The sequence below is a fragment of the Streptomyces sp. NPDC060028 genome (assembly GCF_042736725.1).
In the GTDB taxonomy this organism is placed as follows: Bacteria; Actinomycetota; Actinomycetes; order Streptomycetales; family Streptomycetaceae; genus Streptomyces.
This window is the reverse complement of the sequence record NZ_JBHWVJ010000004.1, coordinates 117,316-137,310: the sequence shown is the minus strand read 5'-3', so window position 1 is coordinate 137,310 and position 19,995 is coordinate 117,316. Positions and strand designations below refer to the sequence as shown.

Genomic DNA, 19,995 nt, shown 5'->3' with positions numbered 1-19,995 from the left:
CTTTGGTGAGTGACGGTCGCTCCGCTAGGGTGCCGTGCCCGGAGCAGCGGGGACGGACCAGTGGAGCGAGCGTCGTGAGCGATAGCCCTTTCACGGGGGTGTACGGGGAAGGGACCGGCCCGGTGTCCTGGCCGGCCCCGGCCCCGGCGCCGTCCCGGAGCCCCGAGCCGGGGCCCCATCGGGAGCCCGGGCCCGGCGTGCCATCGCCCCGGGGCGGGTCGGGGCGCCGGGCCCGGGGCAGGGCGCCCGAGCCGCAGGCGCAGCCGCCCACCGGCCGCCGCCGGCGCACCGAAGCGGGCCCGTCCGTCCTGCCCCAGCCGGTCCTGCCCGAACCCACCCCGCCCGAGCCGGTCCTGCCGGTCCCGGGGCGCGGCACCGGGCGGCGCCGGGCCGCCGCCGGGCCGGGAGCCCGGCGCTCCGGCGCCCTCCTCGCGCCCACCCCCGCCGGGACCTGGCGGCGGATCGTGCCCCAGGCCCTGGTCGTCGCGTTCCTGGCGGGCGGCACCACGGCCTTCGTCGCCGCCGACAAGACGGTGCGGCTCACCGTGGACGGGGTCCCGCAGACCCTGCACACCTTCGCCGACGACGTCGACGAACTGCTCGGTGCCGAAGGCCTCGGCGTCGGCCCCCACGACCTCGTCGCCCCGGCCCCGGGAGAGGCCCTGGACGACGGAGAGACGGTCGTCGTCCGCTACGGCCGCCCCCTGCGGCTCACCCTCGACGGACAGCAGCGCCAGGTGTGGACCACCGCCCGCACCGTGGACGGGGCCCTGCGCCAGTTCGGCATCCGCGCCGAAGGCGCCTACCTCTCCGCCCCGCGCACCGCCCCCGTACCGCGCGCCGGCCTGACCCTCGCCGTGCGCACCGAACGCAGCATCACCTTCATGGCCGACGGCCGCGAGACCACCCTGCGCACCAACGCCGCCACCGTCCAGGAGGCCCTCGGCCAGGCGGGCATCACCCTGCACGGCCAGGACACCACCTCGGTGGCGCCCGGCGCCTTCCCGCGCGACGGCCAGACCGTCACCGTGCTCCGCATCACCGGCACCCGCGAAGTCCGCGAGGAACGCATCCCGTACGAGACCGAGAAGGTCAAGGACGCCGCCCTCTTCGCCGGCACCGAGGTCGTCGAGCGCGCCGGTCGCCCCGGGGCGCGCCGGGCCACGTACAGCGTGCGCACCGTCAACGGCGTCCCCCAAAAACCCCGCCGGATCGCCGAGGAGACGGTCCGCGAGCCCGTCACGCAACTCGTCAAGGTCGGCACGAAGCCACTGCCCGCCTCCGTCGCCGGAGCGGACGGCCTCGACTGGGGCGCCCTGGCCCAGTGCGAGTCCGGCGGCCGCCCCGCCGCGACCGACCCGTCAGGGACGTACGGCGGCCTCTACCAGTTCGACGTCCGCACCTGGCAGGCCCTCGGCGGCAGCGGCCGCCCCCAGGACGCCCCGGGCCCGGAACAGACGTACCGGGCGAAGAAGCTCTACGTGCAGCGGGGGGCGAGTCCCTGGCCCCACTGCGGCCGTAGGCTTTACCGGTGAGCACCGCAGAGCAGCAGCCCGAAAAGACTTCCGACGCCCTTCTCGGCGCGGCCGACATCCGAGAGCTGGCCGACGCCCTCGGCGTACGCCCGACGAAGCAGAAGGGGCAGAACTTCGTCATCGACGCCAACACGGTGCGCCGGATCGTGCGCACCGCCGAGGTGCGGCCGGACGACGTGGTCGTCGAGGTCGGGCCGGGTCTGGGCTCGCTGACGCTCGCGCTGCTGGAGGCCGCGGACCGGGTCGTCGCCGTCGAGATCGACGACATCCTGGCCGCGGCGCTGCCCGCGACCATCGAGGCGCGGATGCCGCAGAAGAAGGACCGCTTCGCGCTGGTCCACTCCGACGCGATGCTCGTAAAGGAACTGCCCGGCCCGGCGCCGACCGCGCTCGTCGCGAACCTGCCGTACAACGTGGCCGTTCCGGTGCTGCTGACCATGCTCGACCGGTTCCCGAGCATCGAGCGGACCCTGGTCATGGTGCAGGCGGAGGTCGCCGACCGGCTCGCCGCCGAGCCGGGCAACAAGGTGTACGGGGTGCCCTCCGTCAAGGCCAACTGGTACGCGCACGTCAAGCGCGCCGGGTCCATCGGCCGCAAGGTCTTCTGGCCCGCGCCCAACGTCGACTCCGGTCTCGTCTCGCTCGTGCGGCGCACCGAGCCGATCAAGACCACCGCCACCAAGGCGCAGGTCTTCGCCGTGGTCGACGCGGCCTTCGCCCAGCGCCGCAAGACGCTGCGCGCGGCGCTGGCCGGCTGGGCCGGGTCGGCGGCGGGCGCGGAGGCGGCCCTGGTCGCCGCGGGCATCTCGCCGCAGGCGCGCGGGGAGTCGCTGACGGTGGAGCAGTTCGCCGCGATCGCCGAGCACAAGCCGGCGGCGGAGAGGCCCGCGCTGTGAGCGCGGCGGCGCGCGTGACCGTACGGGTTCCGGCGAAGGTCAACGTGCAGCTGGCGGTCGGCGCGGCGCGGCCCGACGGCTTCCACGACCTGGCCAACGTGTTCCTCGCGGTCTCCCTGTACGACGAGGTCACCGTGACCCCCGCCGACGAGCTGACGGTCACCTGCGCCGGCCCGGACGCCGACCAGGTGCCGCTGGACCGTACGAACCTGGCGGCGCGGGCGGCCGAGACGCTCGCGGCCCGGGCCGGGCTCGACCCCGCAGTACACCTCCACATCGCCAAGAACATCCCGGTCGCGGGCGGCATGGCGGGCGGCAGCGCCGACGGCGCGGCGGCCCTGCTGGCCTGCGACGCGCTGTGGGGGCTGGGCACCCCGCGCGAGGAACTGCTCGACATCTGCGCCGAGCTGGGCAGCGACGTCCCCTTCAGCCTGGTGGGCGGCGCGGCGCTGGGCACGGGGCGGGGTGAGGTGCTGGCCCCGCTGGAGGCGGGGGCGTTCCACTGGGTGTTCGCCGTGGCCGACGGCGGGCTGTCCACCCCGGCGGTGTTCCGCGAGTTCGACCGGCTCGCCGAGGGGCGCGGGATCCCGGTCCCGCAGGCCTCGCCGGCCCTGTTGGCGGCCCTCGCCTCGGGTGACCCGGACGCGCTGGCGGCGACCCTGGCCAATGACCTCCAGCCCGCCGCGCTCTCGCTGCGGCCGCGCCTGGCCGACACCCTGGCGGCGGGCACCGAAGCCGGTGCGCTGGCCGCGCTGGTCTCGGGGTCGGGGCCCACGACGGCCTTCCTGTGCCGGGACCCGGAATCCGCCGAGAAGGTCGCCGCGGCCCTGGCCGCGTCCGGCACCTGCCGCGCGACGCGCGTGGCCGCCTCCCCCGCCCCGGGCGCGACGGTCCTGCCGTCCTGACCCCGCGGCGCCGCGGTAGCGGGGTCGCACGCACCCGTACTCAGACGGGAGTTGAGTACCCGCACCCTGTCGGGAGGCGGCGGTCGGCCGCGACCGTGGGGCCATGACAGTCAGCACACGCGAACTCGCCGCCGCGACGCCCCCCGCGCGGGACCGGTACGTCGACCTGTTGCGCGTCGCCTCGCTGGGTACCGTCATCTGCGGGCACTGGCTGATGGCCGCCGTCAGCGGGGACGGTATAGGGAACCTGCTCGCGGTGCTGCCGGCGCTGCAGGTGCTCACCTGGGGGCTGCAGGTCATGCCCGTGTTCTTCTTCGTCGGCGGGTTCTCCCACGCCCTGTCCTACCGGTCCGTGCGCCGCAAGGCCGACGGGCCCGTGTACGCCGTCTTCCTGCGGGCCCGGCTGCGGCGGCTGCTGCGGCCCACCCTCGTCTTCGTCCTCGTCTGGACCGCCTTCGCACTCGCCGTGCAGCTCGCCGGCGGCGGTGACGGGCGGCTGTCCGGGGCCGCGCTGCGGCTGGTGACGCAGCCGCTGTGGTTCATCGGGATCTACCTCGCCATGGTCGCCTTCACCCCGCCCCTGCTCAGGCTGCACGAGCGGTGGGGCTGGGGCGCCTTCGGGTTGCTCGCGGGCGCCGCCGCGCTCGTGGACGTACTGCGCTTCGCCCTCGGTGTGCCGTACGTCGAGTTCCTGAACTTCGGCTTCGTCTGGCTCGCCGTCCACCAGCTCGGCTTCCTGCGCGCCGACGGCCGCCTGCGCCGCCCGCGGCGCCCCGCCGGGCTCGCCGCCGCCGGACTGCTGGGCGCCGTCGCCCTGGTCGCGTACGGGCCGTACCCGCTCTCCATGGTCGGAATGCCCGGCGAGAAGGTGTCCAACATGGCCCCGCCCACCCTCGCCCTGCTGTGCCACGGGATGTGGCTCGTCGGGGCCGTGGAGCTGCTGCGGCGCCCCGCCGGCCGGCTGCTGGCCCGGCCCCGCGCCTGGCGCGCGGTCGTCGCCGCCAACGGGATCGCCATGACCGCCTTCCTGTGGCACCTCACCGCCATGCTGGCGGTGTACGCCCTCCAGCTCGGCCTCGGCTTCGCACTCCCCGACCCCGCCTCCGCCGCGTGGTGGGCGCAGGTGCCGGTGCGGATGGTGGCCGCGGCCGCGCTGACCGGCGTACTCGTGGCCGCCTTCCGGCGTTTCGAGGCCCCCGGCGACAGCGGCGCCGCCCCCGGTCGCGGACCCCTGGCCGCCGCCGGGATCACCCTGTGCCTGCTCGGCATCCTCGGGCTGTCCATGACAGGCCTGGGCGGCCTCCTGCACGGCCACAGCGCCACCCTGGTCGCGCTCCCGCTCACCGCCCCCGCCGCGATCGGCATGGCGCTGGGCGGCTGGCTCCTGGTGGAACGATCCGCCGCCCCCCGGAGGGTTAGGCTGAGGGGCTGATCCACCCCCCTTACCTGGAGCGCGTCTGATGGCCGTCAATCTGGTCAATGTCGAGGCAGTCAGCAAGGTGTACGGAACCCGTACCCTGCTCGACGGCATCTCCCTCGGCGTGTCCGAGGGGGACCGGATCGGTGTCGTCGGCCGCAACGGCGACGGGAAGACCACCCTCATCCGGATGCTCGCCAAGCTGGAGGAGCCCGACACCGGCCGGGTCACCCAGTCCGGCGGCCTGCGCATGGGCGTACTCACCCAGCACGACTCCCTCGACCCCGCGGCCACCATCCGCCACGAGATCATCCGGGACATGGCGGACCACGAGTGGGCCGGCAACGCGAAGATCCGCGACGTGCTGACGGGCCTCTTCGGCGGCCTGGACCTGCCCGGCTTCGGGCAGGGCCTCGACACCGTCATCGGCCCGCTCTCCGGCGGCGAGCGCCGCCGCATCGCGCTCGCCCAGCTGCTCATCGCCGACCAGGACCTCCTGGTGCTCGACGAGCCCACCAACCACCTCGACGTCGAGGGCATCTCCTGGCTGGCCAAACACCTCCAGGAGCGCCGCTCCGCCCTGGTCTGCGTCACGCACGACCGCTGGTTCCTGGACCAGGTCTGCACCCGCATGTGGGACGTGCAGCGCGGTGACGTCCACGAGTACGAGGGCGGCTACAGCGACTACGTCTTCTCCCGCGCCGAGCGCGACAGGATCGCCGCCACCGAGGAGTCCAAGCGGCAGAACCTGATGCGCAAGGAGCTGGCCTGGCTGCGCCGCGGCGCCCCCGCGCGCACCTCCAAGCCGCGCTACCGCATCGAGGCGGCCAACGAGCTCATCGCCGACGTGCCGCCGCCGCGCGACACCTCCGAGCTGATGAAGTTCGCCAACGCCCGCCTCGGCAAGACCGTGTTCGACCTGGAGGACGTCACCGTCCAGGCCGGGCCGAAGACGCTGCTCAAGCACCTCACCTGGCACCTGGGCCCCGGCGACCGCGTGGGCCTCGTCGGTGTCAACGGCGCCGGGAAGACCTCCCTGCTGCGGGCCCTCGCCGAGGCCGCCCGCACCCAGGGCGAGGTCCAGCCCGCGGCCGGCTCCGTCACCGTCGGCAAGACCGTCCGGCTCGCCTACCTCTCCCAGGAGGTCGGCGAACTCGACCCCTCCCTGCGGGTCCTGGAGGCCGTCCAGCGCGTGCGCGACCGGGTCGACCTCGGCAAGGGACGCGAGATGACGGCGGGCCAGCTGTGCGAGCAGTTCGGCTTCACCAAGGAGAAGCAGTGGACGCCGGTCGGTGACCTGTCCGGTGGTGAGCGGCGCCGGCTGCAGATCCTGCGGCTGCTGATGGACGAGCCGAACGTCCTGTTCCTCGACGAGCCCACCAACGACCTCGACATCGAGACCCTCACCCAGCTTGAGGACCTCCTCGACGGCTGGCCCGGCTCGATGATCGTGATCTCCCACGACCGGTTCTTCATCGAGCGCACCACCGACACGGTGATGGCGCTGCTCGGGGACGCGAGCCTGCGGATGCTGCCGCGCGGTCTGGACGAGTACCTGGAGCGCCGTCGGCGGATGATCGAGGCGGCCGCCCCGGCGCCCGCGCCGGCCGCGGCCAAGTCGACCGCCTCGGGCGACTCCCGCGCCGCGAAGAAGGAGCTGCAGAAGATCGAGCGGCAGCTCAACAAGATGGCGGACCGGGAGAGCGGCCTGCACGCCCAGATCGCCGAGAATTCCACCGACTTCGACAAGGTCGCCAAGCTCGACGCAGAGCTGCGCGAACTGATCTCGGGCCGGGACGAGTTGGAAATGCGCTGGCTGGAGCTGGCGGAGGAGGCCTGAGCGCTCCCGTTTGCAACTGGCCGGATAACGGCGGCGTCACGGGCCGGTCCTCCCTTGGGAACAGGGGGTGGACCGGCCCGATGTATGCGCGCTGTCAGTGATAGAAAGGTCATCCCCCCGCCACCCGACGCCGAAGGTTAGCGCTGATGACCGAGCCGCCCCAGCCGCCGAACCAGCCGCCAACGCCTTCCGGTTACGGGCACCTGCCCGGTCCGCCGCAGCCCGGTTACGGCTACCCGCCGCCCGGCGGCCAGAACCCGTACGCCCAGCAGCCCCAACAGCAGCCGCCGTACGGTCAGCAGCCCCCGGGCGGCGGCCACGGCTTCCCGCCGCCGCCCCCGCACATGCCGCCCGGCGTGCCGATGGGTGCCCCCGGGATGCCGCCGCCGTCGAAGAAGCGGGCGACCGTGCTGATCGCGGCCGCCGTCGCCGGCGTGCTCATACTCGGCACCGGTGCGTACTTCGCCTTCTTCAAGGGCGAGGGCAAGGGCAAGGACCAGCCCGTCGCGCAGGGATCGACGCCCGCCGACGACAAGCCGTCCGCCTCCGCCTCCGTGGACAGCGGCGACGGCAGCGGCAACGGCGGGGCTACGGCGAGCGACCTCAACGCCGGCCGCAAGCAGGGCGAGGACAAGGTCCTCTGGCTCAAGACCAGCAAGATCGACGGACCCGGCTCGGGCGTCGACGCCACGGGCCAGTGGATCGTCGGCGGCACCGTCGTCAAGTCGGTCTGGAAGACCCTCACCGGCTACGCGGCGGCCGACGGCAAGGAGAAGTGGACGATGGCCTTCCCGGCGGTCGTCTGCGGCGTCACCGGCCAGACCACCGCCGACGGCAAGACCGTCGTCATGTACATGGACGGCGAGTCCGACTCCGCCAACTGCAACCAGATGCGGATGGTCGACCTCAAGACGGGCAAGGAGGGCTGGTCGCACGAGGTGCCCAAGGAGGGCCTCTTCGACATCTTCAGCTCCCCGAACCTCGCCATCACCGGTGACACGGTCATCGTCAGCCGGCTGGGACAGAGCAGCGCGTTCAAGGTCTCCACCGGCGACAAGCTCTTCTCCTCCAAGCAGCCCGACGGCTGCCAGCCGAACGAGTACGCCGCCGGCAACGGCAAGGCGATCGCGGTGGCGACCTGCCAGGACGAGGACCACACGGTCGAGGTCCAGGACGCCGACCCGGTCACCGGGAAGAAGACCTGGAGCTACCGGCTCCCCAAGGGCTTCAAGGTCACCACCGTGTACGCGCTCGACCCGATCGTGCTCGACATCGGCAACGACGAGAAGAAGGAACGCTCGATCATCGTCCTGGGCCCCGACGGCAAGCCGCGCGCGACCGTCGCCGGCCAGGGCAGTTTCGCGGCAAGCTGCGGGCGCGGCTTCGAGCGGTCCCTTCAGTCCTGCGGCTCCGCCTCCGTGGACTCCAACACCCTCTACCTGCCCACCGCGCCCGACGCGGGCAAGGGCAACGAGCTCGTCGCCTTCGACCTGGCCAGCGGCAAGGAGAAGTGGCGCACCCCGGCGGGCGAGGGCCGCACCCTCGTTCCGGTCAAGGCCGCCGGCGGCCAGGTGGTCGTCTATCGCCAGGCCGAGGACGACAAGGGCGGCGAGGTCCTCACCATCCCGGCCGGCGGCGGCACTCCCACCGCGGTCCTGCGCAACCCGTCCGGCCCCGCCGCTCCGATCGAGAGCTCCTTCAGCTCCCCGAAGATCGACTACGTGGACGGCCGGTTCTTCCTCTCCGCCTCCAGCCTGCGCGCCCAGGGCAAGGACGAGAAGTTCCTGATGGTCTTCGGCAAGTGAACGAGTCCACCGAGCGCCCACCGAGAGGCAGCAGTACACGATGAGCACCCCGCCGCCCCCCAGCCAGCCGCCGTCCGGCGGTTTCGGCGCGCCGCAAGAGCATCGGCCGCCCGTACCGCCCATGCCGCCGACGGCCCCGCAGCCGCCGGCGCAGCCCCCGGCCGCCCCGGCGCAGCCGCCGACCGCCCCCGGGCAGGCCGCGTACGGCTACCCGCAGGCGAGCTACGGCTACCCGCAGCAGCAGCCCGGCGCCCAGTCGCCGTACGGTGCGCAGACCACGCCCATGTACGCGGCCCAGGCCCCGGCCGAGGGCTCCGCGGCCGGCGGCGGCGCGGTGCGCACCCAGCTGATGATCGTCGGAGCGGCCCTGCTGGCCATCGTCCTCATCGTCGGCGGCGGCTTCTGGTACGTCTCCGACGACGGCAAGGGCGGCGCCTCGAACACCACCGCCGACGGCGGTGCGAGCACCTCCCCGGGCGGTGACAAGGGCAAGTCCCCGGCCGGCGCGGTCGGCAGCGAGAAGCCGCCGAAGAGCACCAAGTCGAAGACGCTGCTCAACCTCGCGATGCCCAAGCCGGACGACATGGTCACCGTCCGCGGCTCGTGGATCACCGACACCACGTACATCAAGTCCGATGTGACGAAGGTCGTCGGCTACAACCTGGTCGACGGCGGCAAGAAGTGGGAGACCCCGCTCCCGGCCAACATCTGCGCGGCGACCTCGTACGTCTCCGACAACAAGACCGCCATCATGTTCGACGAGGCGCTGCCGACGGCCGACCGGAAGTACCCGCAGTGCACCCAGGTCGGTGTCATCGACCTGAACACCGGCAAGCTCCTGTGGTCGGCCACCGCCAAGTCCCAGACCAGCGGCGACAAGGCCGTGGTCTTCTCCGAGGTGACCCTCAGCGGCCAGACCGTCGCCGCGGGCGGCCTCTACGGCGGCGCGGCCTGGAACCTCGCCGACGGCAAGCCGCTGTGGACGCCCAAGGTCGACGGCGAAGGCTGCTACGACCTCGGCTACGCCGGCGGCCCGGCCCTCGCCGTGATCCGCAAGTGCGGCCGCATCCCGAACCAGACCCTGTACGCGCAGGCGCTCGACCCGGTCTCGGGCGCGCCGAAGTTCTCGTACAAGCTCTCGCAGGGCATCGAGTGGGCGAGCATCGTCTCGACCAAGCCGCTGATCGTCTCGGCCAACATCAACAACACGGCCAAGAACGCCACCGGCGTCAGCGACCTGTTCGTCGTCGACGACGCGGGCCAGCTGAAGGCGCGCATCCCGCTCACCTCGGGCAACTTCAACCCCAAGTGCGGGGGCACCGAGGTCGAGAAGTGCATCAACATGGTGGTCGGCAACGGCAAGATCTACATGCCGTCGTACGAGCACCAGGGCACGGCGGAGTTCGGCAAGACCAACGAGATCGTCTCCTTCGACCTGGAGACCGGCAAGCAGACCAGCGACCGTGCGGACGCCGGTGAGCGGTACGAGATCATGCCGCTGCGGATGGACGGGTCGAACATCATCGCGTACAAGATCCCCCCGTACGACAAGGGCGGTCAGATCGTCACCATCGACGCGGCGACGATGAAGGAGACCCTCCTCATGGAGAACCCGGCGGACAAGGCGTCCCAGCGCGCCGAGACCCAGTACTCGCCGGAGGGGGCGGAGTACCGCTACCACAACGGAAAGCTGTTCATCGCGCGTCCCTCGGTGCGCAAGTCCTCCTACGACAGCGGCGATCCCGAGTACCTCTTCGTCTCCTTCACCGCCAGCTGACCTGCGCAGCCACACCGGAAGCCCCCGAACGGTCCGTACCGATCGGGGGCTTCTCGTCGGTATCCGCCTCGCGCCGTCGAACAAGCGTGTAGCTTGCCGGGTCAGAAGGGTGGGGGGTGGGTGGCGCGATGGGCGTACGGGTCATGGTGGTCGACGAGCACCGGCTGCTGGCCGAGGCGCTCGCCTCGGCCCTGAAACTGCGCGGCCACCGGGTCCTCGCGGCGGCCGCCCCGGCCGCGGGCGCCGCCGAACTGGTCATCAGCCGCGCCCCGGACGTCTGCCTCCTGGGCACCGCGACCCCCGCCGAGCCCGGGGTCTTCGAGCCGATCGTGCGGATCAAGCGGGAGCGCCCGCAGATCGCCGTGGTCGTGCTAGGCCCGGTGCCGAGTCCGCGCGGGATCGCGGCGGCCTTCGCCGCGGGCGCCTCGGGCTACGTACGGCACGACGAGCGCATCGAGGGCGTGGAGCGGGCGCTGGCCAAGGCACGGGCGGGCGAGGTCGCGATCTCCCCGCAGCTGCTGCAAGGGGCCTTCGCCGAGCTGCTCAACCCCGCCGCCCAGCCCGACGACGAGGGCAGCAGACTGCTACGGCTGCTCACCCCCCGGGAGGTCGAGGTGCTGGTCCGGGTCGCGGAGGGCGAGGACACCCGGCTCATCGCCTCCGGGATGGCGATCGCGCCGAGCACCGCCCGTACGCACGTGCAGCGGGTGCTGATGAAGCTGGGCGTGGGCTCGCGGCTGGAGGCGGCCGCACTGGCCGCGCGCACCGGCCTGCTGGACCGGGCGGGGCTGCCGTCCGGGGTCGCGCAGCTCTGAGGATTTCCCCGGCGGGGCGGAATCAGGTATCCAGAGTCAGCACGCGCAATCGCGCGCGCCCCCGCGCGAGAGGTGATGGACCGTTGAGCAAATACCTGGTGACCGGCGGTGCCGGCTATGTGGGCAGTGTCGTGGCGGCGCACCTCCTCGAGGCGGGCCACGAGGTCACGATCGTGGACAACCTCACCACCGGCTTCCGGTCCGGGCTCCCCGAGGGCGCCCGGTTCATCGACGCCCGGATCCAGGACGCGGCCGAGTACCTGGACTCCTCCTACGAGGCGGTACTGCACTTCGCGGCCTCCTCGCAGGTCGCCGAGTCCGTGGCGAACCCCGGCAAGTACTGGGACAACAACGTCGGCGGCACCCTGGCCCTGCTGACCGCGATGCGCGAGGCGGGGGTGCGCAAGCTGGTGTTCTCCTCCACCGCCGCCACCTACGGGGAGCCGGTCGAGGAGCTGCTCACCGAGGCCTCGGTGACCGCGCCCTCCAACCCGTACGGGGCCTCGAAGCTGGCCGTCGACCACATGATCGCGGGGGAGTGCGCGGCGCACGGCCTGGCGGCGGTGTCCCTGCGCTACTTCAACGTGGCGGGCGCGTACGGCCAGTACGGCGAGCGGCACGACCCCGAGACGCACCTGATCCCGCTGGTGCTGCAGGTGGCGCTGGGGGAGCGGGAGTCCATCTCGGTGTTCGGCGAGGACTACCCGACCCCGGACGGCACCTGCGTCCGCGACTACATCCACGTCGCCGACCTGGCGCGCGCCCACCTGGACGCGCTGCGGGTGGCCGCCGAGGGGGAGCACCTGATCTGCAACCTCGGCAACGGCAGCGGTTTCTCGGTCCGGGAGGTCATCGAGACCGTCCGCAAGGTCACGGGGCGGGAGATCCCGGAGATCGTCTCCCCGCGCCGCCCCGGCGACCCGGCGGTGCTCGTCGCCTCCGCGGAGACGGCCCGCCGGAAGCTCGGCTGGAGCCCGACGCGCTCCGACCTCACCGGCATCGTGACGGACGCCTGGAACTTCGCGCGCACGCACCGCTCCTGACCGCTCGCGACCGTCGCGCCCGCGCGCACCGCTCCGCGTTCCATCCGCCCCCGGCGCCACCTCGGCGCCGGGGGCGCGTGTGTGTGCGGTGCGCGCCGGAGGGGGGCGCTGTGCGCGGGCGCCCGGCGTGCGCACGCCGAGTGAAATGCCCATCGTGCAACTGCCCGTGGCACAGGCCCTGCCGGCACCCTCCTTCCGGGCCTTCCGGACAGTTGAATTCAAGCCACGGCAAAGGCCGTTCGGGACCGCCCCGCCGGAAAATCGCAGGGAAAACTTCTGCTATTCGGCCAACCGCGAGCGACCCCCGGCCCTACGCTGATGCGTGACACCGGTGGGGGCCGGCGTTGATTCAGGGGTCGAGACAAGTCGGGTACGACGTCCGGTCCGGGGTAGTTGCAGAGATGTCTCGGCGGCGGCCGCGGCAGCTGTGGGCCACCCGGTCCGGGCGCCGTACCCGCCGCCGTCCGTTCCCCGACCCTTGGGGGTTTTGTGGTTCGTATCCGTGTTCTCGTGGTCGACGATCACCGCATCTTCGCCGAATCCCTGGCCGCCGCACTGGCGGCCGAGCCGGACGTGGACGTGTCCGCGGCCGGCAGCGGCCCCGCCGCGCTGCGCTGCCTCGAACGCGCGGCGGCCGAGGGCCGCCGCTTCGACGTCCTGCTGGTCGACGCCGACCTCGGCGCGGTCGTCGGCGTCGTGCCCGCGCAGCGGGAATCCGGCTCCGGCCCGGGCGCCGGGCCACCGCCCGGCTCCGACGGCATCGCACTGGTGGCGGGCGTACGGGTGTCCCACCCCGGGGTCCGCACGGTCGTCCTGGCCGAGCGCGACGACCCGCGCCGGGCCGCCCTCGCGCTCCAGGCGGGGGCCTCCGGGTGGGTGGCGAAGGACTGCTCGCTCTCCCGGCTGCTGGCGGTCGTCCGCGGGGTCCTGCGCGAGGAGACGCACCTGCCGCCCGCGCTGCTCACCGGGGTGCTCCGGGAGCTGACGGCGGCGCGCAAGCACCGTACGGACAGCGAACGGCTCGTGGAGTCCCTCACTCCGCGCGAACACGAGGTGCTGCGCTGCATGGTGGCGGGGCTGGGCCGCAAGGACGTGGCCGCGCGGCTGTTCCTGTCCCCGCACACCGTCCGCACCCACATGCAGAACGTGCTGGGCAAGCTGGGCGTGCACTCCACCCTGGCGGCGGTGGCACTGGCCCGGCGGGCGGGCGTACGGCCCGCGGACCTAGCCGGGGACGTTGTCGAACGGAGCGGTCAACTGGCGTAGCAGCGCGGCCAGATCGCCGCGCTCGGTCCGCGAGAGCTGGGCCAGGATCGCCCGCTCCTGGGCCAGCAGCCCGGCCAGTGCCTGGTCGGCGCGGTCGCGGCCCTCGGGGGTGAGCCGCACCAGGACCCCGCGGCGGTCGCTGGGGTCGGGCAGCCGCTCGACGAGGCCCTTCTTGGCAAGGCGGTCGATGCGATTGGTCATGGTGCCCGAGGTGACCAGGGTCTGCGTCAGCAGCTGTCCCGGCGAGAGCTGGTACGGCGCCCCGGCACGTCGCAGGGAGGTCAGGACGTCGAACTCCCAAGGCTCCAGGCCGTGCTCGGCGAAGGCCAGCCTGCGCGCGCGGTCGAGGTGGCGCGCGAGCCTGCTGACGCGGCTCAGCACCTCGAGCGGTTCCACGTCGAGGTCAGGGCGTTCCCGCCGCCATGCCGCGACCAGTCGGTCGACCTCGTCCTCCATGCCGATCAGTGTAAGGGGTCTGTCGATGTGAAGTCTCTTCACATCAAGAATCTCGTGCTGATGTTTCTTGACGTCAAGATATATTCTGAGCGACCATGGGGCATGGAGGTGGCCGGAACAGCTTCCGTTTCCGCCTGCCCCACCAGCAAGGAGGCTCGAACATGCATTCCGATACCGCCTCGGCCAGGATCACCACCTCCACCGCGCCGTCCGCACCGACCTGGGACCCGCAGCAGTACCTCCGACACGCCGGCCACCGGACCCGGCCCTTCCTGGACCTCCTGGCCCGCATACCGGAGCTGCCCGCCCGGCCCGCCCGCATCGCCGACCTCGGCTGCGGCCCCGGCAACGTCACCACCCTGCTCGCCGACCGCTGGCCCGAGGCCCGCATCACCGGCTTCGACCTCTCCCCGGAGATGCTCCACCGCGCGAAGGCGGAGTACGCCGGCCCCACGAGCGGGGGCGGCAGCCTCGACTTCCGCCCGGGAGACCTGGCCGACTGGCTCCCCGAGGAGCCCTACGACCTGATCGTCTCCAACGCCGCGCTCCAGTGGGTCCCCAACCACCCCGGCTCCTTCGCCGCCTGGATCAACGGGCTGCGCCCCGGCGGGACCTTCGCCTTCCAGATCCCCGGCAACTACACCGCCCCCAGCCACCGGCTCCTCGCCGACCTCTGCGACACCCCGCACTGGCGGGCGCGGCTCGCCGGGCACGGGGCGCGCTACGTCCACTTCCTCGAATCCGCCGAGTACCTGGAGCGGTTGACCGAGCTCGGCTGCGCCGTCGAGGCGTGGGAGACGACGTACTACCAGCTCCTCGACGGCCCCGACCCGGTGCTGGACTGGGTCAAGGGCACCGCACTGCGGCCGGTGCTCACCGCCCTGGGGGACGACCGGGAGTCCGTCGACGCCTTCCTCGCCGAGTACCGGGACCTCCTGCGCGGGGCCTATCCGCCCGGGCCGCGGGGCACCGTGTTCCCGTTCCGCCGCATCTTCGCCGTCGCCCGCAAGGAGGCATGACCGTGCTCAGCGCCGTCGACCACGTGCAACTCGCCGCGCCACCCGGCTCGGAGGACCGGCTGCGCGCGTACTACCAGGACGTCCTCGGCATGACCGAGATCCCGAAGCCGCCCGTCCTCGCGGCGCGCGGCGGGTGCTGGTTCGCCGCCGGGCCGGTGCAACTGCACCTGGGCGTCGAGGAGGAGTTCCGGCCCGCCCGCAAGGCGCACCCGGGACTCCGGGTGACCGGCATCGAGGCCTACGCGAGACGACTGGAGGAGCGGGGCGCGAAGGTCGTCTGGGACGACGAACTGCCGGGCCACCGCCGTTTCCACTCCGAGGACCCCGTGGGCAACCGGCTGGAGTTTTTGGAACCCTTCACGACATGAGCTGATCGAGCCGCCTGAGCCGCATGTGACGCGACGGCGCCCCGCCACCGGATCCGCGGTGACGGGGCGCCGCCGTGTGCACGCCTTCGCGTACGGGGCTCAGCTCTTGCGGTGGCCCACCAGCCGCGGCTTGGACTCCAGCCCGTCCAGCCCGTGCCAGGCCAGGTTCACCAGGTGCGCCGCGACCTCGGCCTTCTTCGGCCGGCGCACGTCCAGCCACCACTGCCCGGTCAGCGCGACCATCCCGACCAGCGCCTGCGCGTAGAGCGGGGCCAGCTTCGGGTCAAAACCGCGCGCCTTGAACTCCAGCCCCAGGATGTCCTCGACCTGCGTGGCGATATCGCTGATCAGCGAGGCGAAGGTGCCCGTGGACTGGGCCACGGGGGAGTCCCGCACGAGGATCCGGAAGCCGTCCGTGTACGACTCGATGTAGTCCAGCAGCGCGAACGCCGCCTGCTCCAGCAGCTCCCGCGGGTGCCCGGCCGTCAGCGCGCCCGTCACCCCGTCGAGCAGCTGGCGCATCTCCCGGTCCACGACGACCGCGTACAAGCCTTCCTTGCCCCCGAAGTGCTCGTACACCACCGGCTTGGACACCCCGGCCTTCGCCGCGATCTCCTCCACCGAGGTGCCTTCGAAACCCTTCTCCGCGAACAGGGTCCGACCGATGTCCAGCAGTTGCTGACGGCGCTCCGCCCCCGTCATCCGGACCCGGCGGCCCCGCCTGGGCTTGTCGCTGCTGGAGGTACTGCCGTCGATCGCCACGCCCCCCATCATGCCGCGTTCGACTCGTTTTCCCTGCGCCGGGCGTCGATGCGGGCCTCGGAGGGCCAGCGCACGTCCGAGGCCCAGCCGGCCTGCTCGAACCAGCGGATCAGCCGCGCGCTGGAGTCGACCTGACCGCGCAGCACGCCGTGGCGGGCCGAGGTCGGGTCGGCGTGGTGCAGGTTGTGCCAGGACTCCCCGCAGGAGAGCACCGCGAGCCACCAGACGTTGCCCGAGCGGTCGCGGGACTTGAAGGGGCGCTTGCCCACCGCGTGGCAGATCGAGTTGATGGACCACGTCACGTGGTGCAGCAGCGCGACCCGTACCAGGGAGCCCCAGAAGAACGCCGTGAACGCGCCCCACCAGGACATCGTCACCAGGCCGCCCACCAGCGGCGGGATCGCCAGCGAGAAAATCGTCCAGAAGACGAAGTCACGCGAGATCCGCCGGATCGCCGGGTCCTTGATCAGGTCCGGGGCGTACTTCTGCTGATCGGTCTGCTCCTCGTCGAAGAGCCAGCCGATGTGCGCCCACCACAGGCCCTTCATCAGCGCCGGCAGGGTCTCCCCGAAGCGCCACGGCGAGTGCGGGTCGCCCTCGTGGTCGGAGTACTTGTGGTGCTTGCGGTGGTCGGCCACCCAGCGCACCAGCGGACCCTCGACGGCCATCGAGCCCATCACGGCCAGCACGATCCGCAGCGGCCGCTTCGCCTTGAAGGAGCCGTGCGTGAAGTAGCGGTGGAAGCCGATGGTGATGCCGTGGCAGGCCAGGAAGTACATGAACACCATCAGGCCGAGGTCCAGCCAGCTCACCCCCCAGCCCCAGGCCAGCGGGACCGCCGCCAGCAGTGCCAGGAAGGGAACGGTGATGAAGAACAGCAGTGCGATCTGCTCGATGGACCGCTTGCTCTCGCCGCCGAGGGTCGCGGACGGCTCGGACGTGTCGGAGGGCGTGGCGCCCTCGATCAAATCGGGGCTGGTGGTCATGGATGTCCTCTGGGGGTGAGGTCGGCAGGTGTCGGATCACGGTCCCTACGGACCCGTAACCTACGGCAACGTAAGTATGGCAAAGCTCAGCCCCGCGGCAAGAGGAGCACGGCCGGGACCCCCGCCGAGCGGGTTCCCCGTCCCGCCTGGTGACACGTATACCGAGGCACGAGGGCGGGACACCTATCCTGGTGTCGTCGGACAGCGCGGTCCGCACGGGCAGCCCGAGCTGCGCATCAGGATCGGCCACGGCCGTGCGCATCCCGGGAGCCCACCTCCCAGTAGCGCTCGAACACTGCAAGGAGCCGCACCTGTGAGCAGTGCTGACCAGGCCCCCGCCCGCACCACGGAAGCCGCCGCGAACGCAGAGCTGCGCGCGGACATCCGCCGCCTCGGCGATCTCCTCGGCGAGACCCTCGTACGCCAGGAGGGCCAGGAACTCCTCGACCTCGTCGAACAAGTGCGCGCCCTGACCCGCACCGACGGCGAAGCCGCCGCCGCGCTGCTCGGCGACACCGACCTGGAGACCGCCGCCAAGCTGGTGCGCGCCTTCTCCACCTACTTCCACCTCGCCAACGTCACCGAGCAGGTGCACCGCGGCAAGGAGCTGCGCGCCCACCGCGCCGCCGAGGGCGGTCTCCTCGCCCGCACCGCCGACATGCTCAAGGACGCCGATCCCGAGCACCTGCGCGCGACGGTCCGCAACCTCAACGTCCGCCCCGTCTTCACCGCGCACCCCACCGAGGCCGCCCGCCGCAGCGTCCTGAACAAGCTGCGCCGCATCGCCGCCCTGCTGGAGGAGCCCGTCGCCGGAGCCGGCGAGCGCCGTCGCCACGACCTGCGCCTGGCCGAGAACATCGACCTCGTCTGGCAGACCGACGAGCTGCGCGTGGTCCGCCCCGAGCCCGCCGACGAGGCCCGCAACGCCATCTACTACCTCGACGAGCTGCACGCCGGCGCCGTCGGCGACGTCCTGGAGGACCTGGCCGCCGAGCTCCAGCGCGTCGGCGTGGAGCTGCCCCCGGGCACCCGTCCGCTCACCTTCGGCACCTGGATCGGCGGCGACCGCGACGGCAACCCCAACGTCACCCCCGACGTCACCCGGGACGTGCTGATCCTCCAGCACGAGCACGGCATCACCGACGCCCTCGAACTCGTCGACTTCCTGCGCGGGCTGCTGTCGAACTCCATCCGCTACACCGGGGCCACGGAGGAACTCCTCTCCTCCCTCCAGGCCGACCTGGAACGCCTCCCCGAGATCAGCCCGCGCTACAAGCGGCTGAACGCCGAGGAGCCGTACCGCCTCAAGGCCACCTGCATCCGGCAGAAGCTCGTCAACACCCGCGAGCGCCTCGCCAAGGGCATCCCCCACGAGGAGGGCCGCGACTACCTCGGCACCGCCGAGCTGCTCGCCGACCTCACCCTCATCCAGACCTCGCTGCGCGAGCACCGCGGCGCGCTCTTCGCCGACGGCCGCATGGACCGTACGATCCGCACGCTGGCCGCCTTCGGCCTCCAGCTCGCGACCATGGACGTACGCGAGCACGCGGACGCCCACCACCACGCGCTGGGCCAGCTCTTCGACCGGCTCGGCGAGGAGTCCTGGCGCTACGCCGACATGCCGCGCGACTACCGGGGCAAGCTCCTGGCCAAGGAGCTGCGCTCGCGCCGCCCGCTGGCCCCCACCCCGGCCCCCCTGGATGCCGCCGGGCAGAAGACCCTCGGTGTCTTCGGCGCCATCAAGGACGCCTTCGAGAAGTTCGGCCCCGAGGTCATCGAGTCCTACATCATCTCGATGTGCCAGGGCGCCGACGACGTCTTCGCCGCGGCCGTCCTCGCCCGCGAGGCCGGCCTGCTCGACCTGCACGCCGGCTGGGCCAAGATCGGCATCGTGCCGCTCCTGGAGACCACCGACGAGCTGCGCGCCGCCGACGTCATCCTCGACGAGATGCTGGCCGACCCGTCCTACCGGCGGCTGGTCTCGCTGCGCGGCGACGTCCAGGAGGTCATGCTCGGCTACTCCGACTCCTCCAAGTTCGGCGGCATCACCACCTCCCAGTGGGAGATCCACCGCGCCCAGCGCCGGCTGCGCGACGTCGCCCACCGCTACGGCGTGCGGCTGCGGCTCTTCCACGGCCGCGGCGGCACCGTCGGCCGCGGTGGCGGCCCCTCGCACGACGCGATCCTCGCCCAGCCCTGGGGCACCCTGGAGGGCGAGATCAAGGTCACCGAGCAGGGCGAGGTCATCTCCGACAAGTACCTCGTCCCCTCGCTGGCCCGTGAGAACCTCGAACTGACCGTCGCGGCGACCCTGCAGGCCTCCGCCCTGCACACCTCCCCGCGCCAGTCCGAGGACGCCCTGGCCCGGTGGGACGCGGCGATGGACATCGTCTCCGACGCCGCGCACGGCGCGTACCGGGCGCTCGTCGAGGACCCGGACCTGCCGGCGTACTTCTTCGCCGCGACCCCGGTCGACCAGCTCGCCGACCTGCACCTTGGCTCGCGCCCCTCGCGGCGTCCCGACTCCGGCGCGGGCCTCGACGGCCTGCGCGCCATCCCGTGGGTGTTCGGCTGGACCCAGTCCCGCCAGATCGTCCCCGGCTGGTACGGGGTCGGCTCGGGCCTGAAGGCCCTGCGCGAGGCCGGTCAGGGGGACGCGCTCGCCGAGATGGGCAAGCGCTGGCACTTCTTCCGCAACTTCCTGTCCAACGTCGAGATGACGCTGGCCAAGACGGACCTGCGGATCGCCCGCCACTACGTCGACACCCTCGTGCCCGAGCACCTCAAGCACGTCTTCGCCCGGATCGAGGCCGAGCACGAGCTGACCGTGCGCGAGGTCCTGCGGATCACCGGCGGCGAGCGGCTCCTGGACTCCAACCCGGTGCTCCAGCAGACCTTCTCCGTCCGTGACGCCTACCTGGACCCGATCTCCTACCTCCAGGTGTCCCTGCTGGCCCGCCAGCGCGCGGCGGCCGAGGCCGGCGAGGAAGTGGACCCGATCCTCTCCCGCGCCCTGCTCCTCACGGTCAACGGAGTCGCGGCCGGCCTGCGCAACACCGGCTGAGCGAGCCCGTACGAGGAGAGCCCCCGCACCGCGACGACGCG

Annotated in this window: 16 protein-coding genes; 13 read left to right on the top strand and 3 right to left on the bottom strand. The window is 72.5% G+C overall.

What is annotated here, in order from left to right; all coding sequences use genetic code 11:
• Positions 1-308 precede the first annotated feature (308 nt).
• From ACFWBF_RS03755 to ACFWBF_RS03710, 10 genes are all read left to right on the top strand, one after another.
• Positions 309-1,535 (top strand): ubiquitin-like domain-containing protein, encoded by a 1,227-nt coding sequence (locus ACFWBF_RS03755; RefSeq protein WP_385594761.1) that lies wholly within the window; start codon positions 309-311, stop codon positions 1,533-1,535.
• Entirely contained in the window at positions 1,532-2,431 is a 900-nt protein-coding gene (gene rsmA / locus ACFWBF_RS03750) for a 16S rRNA (adenine(1518)-N(6)/adenine(1519)-N(6))-dimethyltransferase RsmA (protein ID WP_385594587.1), read from the top strand. The genes ACFWBF_RS03755 and rsmA overlap by 4 nt, the downstream gene beginning before the upstream one ends.
• Entirely contained in the window at positions 2,428-3,336 is a 909-nt protein-coding gene (locus tag ACFWBF_RS03745; RefSeq protein ID WP_385594584.1) for a 4-(cytidine 5'-diphospho)-2-C-methyl-D-erythritol kinase, read from the top strand. Before rsmA ends, ACFWBF_RS03745 begins: the two co-directional genes overlap by 4 nt.
• 103 nt (positions 3,337-3,439) lie before the next feature.
• A complete protein-coding gene (locus ACFWBF_RS03740; RefSeq protein WP_385594581.1) occupies positions 3,440-4,768 on the top strand; it encodes an acyltransferase in 1,329 nt (442 codons plus the stop codon).
• A gap of 28 nt (positions 4,769-4,796) precedes the next feature.
• Positions 4,797-6,593 (top strand): ABC-F family ATP-binding cassette domain-containing protein, encoded by a 1,797-nt coding sequence (locus ACFWBF_RS03735; RefSeq protein WP_385594579.1) that lies wholly within the window; start codon positions 4,797-4,799, stop codon positions 6,591-6,593.
• Between the two features lie 146 nt (positions 6,594-6,739).
• The gene (locus ACFWBF_RS03730; protein WP_385594576.1) at positions 6,740-8,398 is read left to right on the top strand and encodes a PQQ-binding-like beta-propeller repeat protein; all 1,659 of its coding nucleotides are present in this window, start codon (positions 6,740-6,742) and stop codon (positions 8,396-8,398) included.
• A 121-nt stretch (positions 8,399-8,519) separates the two neighbouring features.
• Positions 8,520-10,175 (top strand): PQQ-binding-like beta-propeller repeat protein, encoded by a 1,656-nt coding sequence (locus ACFWBF_RS03725; protein WP_385594574.1) that lies wholly within the window; start codon positions 8,520-8,522, stop codon positions 10,173-10,175.
• A 128-nt stretch (positions 10,176-10,303) separates the two neighbouring features.
• Positions 10,304-10,990: a response regulator transcription factor gene (locus ACFWBF_RS03720; protein ID WP_385594758.1), complete on the top strand. Its 687-nt coding sequence runs from the start codon at positions 10,304-10,306 to the stop codon at positions 10,988-10,990.
• Between the two features lie 83 nt (positions 10,991-11,073).
• Positions 11,074-12,033: a UDP-glucose 4-epimerase GalE gene (gene galE, locus ACFWBF_RS03715; protein WP_385594571.1), complete on the top strand. Its 960-nt coding sequence runs from the start codon at positions 11,074-11,076 to the stop codon at positions 12,031-12,033.
• A 489-nt stretch (positions 12,034-12,522) separates the two neighbouring features.
• Positions 12,523-13,299 (top strand): LuxR C-terminal-related transcriptional regulator, encoded by a 777-nt coding sequence (locus tag ACFWBF_RS03710; RefSeq protein ID WP_385594568.1) that lies wholly within the window; start codon positions 12,523-12,525, stop codon positions 13,297-13,299.
• Here the strand turns inward: ACFWBF_RS03710 and ACFWBF_RS03705 are convergent.
• Entirely contained in the window at positions 13,258-13,755 is a 498-nt protein-coding gene (locus ACFWBF_RS03705) for a MarR family winged helix-turn-helix transcriptional regulator (RefSeq protein WP_385225963.1), read from the bottom strand. The genes ACFWBF_RS03710 and ACFWBF_RS03705 overlap by 42 nt on opposite strands.
• Before the next feature lie 161 nt (positions 13,756-13,916).
• Here ACFWBF_RS03705 and ACFWBF_RS03700 point away from each other — a divergent pair, with 161 nt between their 5' ends.
• Both ACFWBF_RS03700 and ACFWBF_RS03695 read left to right on the top strand, forming a co-directional pair.
• Positions 13,917-14,774, top strand: coding sequence for a trans-aconitate 2-methyltransferase (locus ACFWBF_RS03700; RefSeq protein ID WP_385594565.1), 858 nt, complete (start codon positions 13,917-13,919; stop codon positions 14,772-14,774).
• A gap of 2 nt (positions 14,775-14,776) precedes the next feature.
• On the top strand, positions 14,777-15,142 hold the full coding sequence (locus tag ACFWBF_RS03695) for a VOC family protein (protein ID WP_385594755.1): 366 nt from the start codon (positions 14,777-14,779) through the stop codon (positions 15,140-15,142).
• Between the two features lie 99 nt (positions 15,143-15,241).
• Here the strand turns inward: ACFWBF_RS03695 and ACFWBF_RS03690 are convergent, their stop codons facing one another.
• Both ACFWBF_RS03690 and ACFWBF_RS03685 read right to left on the bottom strand, forming a co-directional pair.
• Complete coding sequence (locus tag ACFWBF_RS03690) at positions 15,242-15,916, bottom strand: TetR family transcriptional regulator (RefSeq protein ID WP_385594563.1); 675 nt, start codon at positions 15,914-15,916, stop codon at positions 15,242-15,244.
• Positions 15,913-16,890: an acyl-CoA desaturase gene (locus ACFWBF_RS03685; protein ID WP_385594560.1), complete on the bottom strand. Its 978-nt coding sequence runs from the start codon at positions 16,888-16,890 to the stop codon at positions 15,913-15,915. The genes ACFWBF_RS03690 and ACFWBF_RS03685 overlap by 4 nt, the downstream gene beginning before the upstream one ends.
• A 313-nt stretch (positions 16,891-17,203) precedes the next feature.
• Between ACFWBF_RS03685 and ppc the strand changes: the two genes are divergently transcribed.
• On the top strand, positions 17,204-19,954 hold the full coding sequence (gene ppc / locus ACFWBF_RS03680; RefSeq protein WP_385225955.1) for a phosphoenolpyruvate carboxylase: 2,751 nt from the start codon (positions 17,204-17,206) through the stop codon (positions 19,952-19,954).
• Positions 19,955-19,995: the final 41 nt, after the last annotated feature.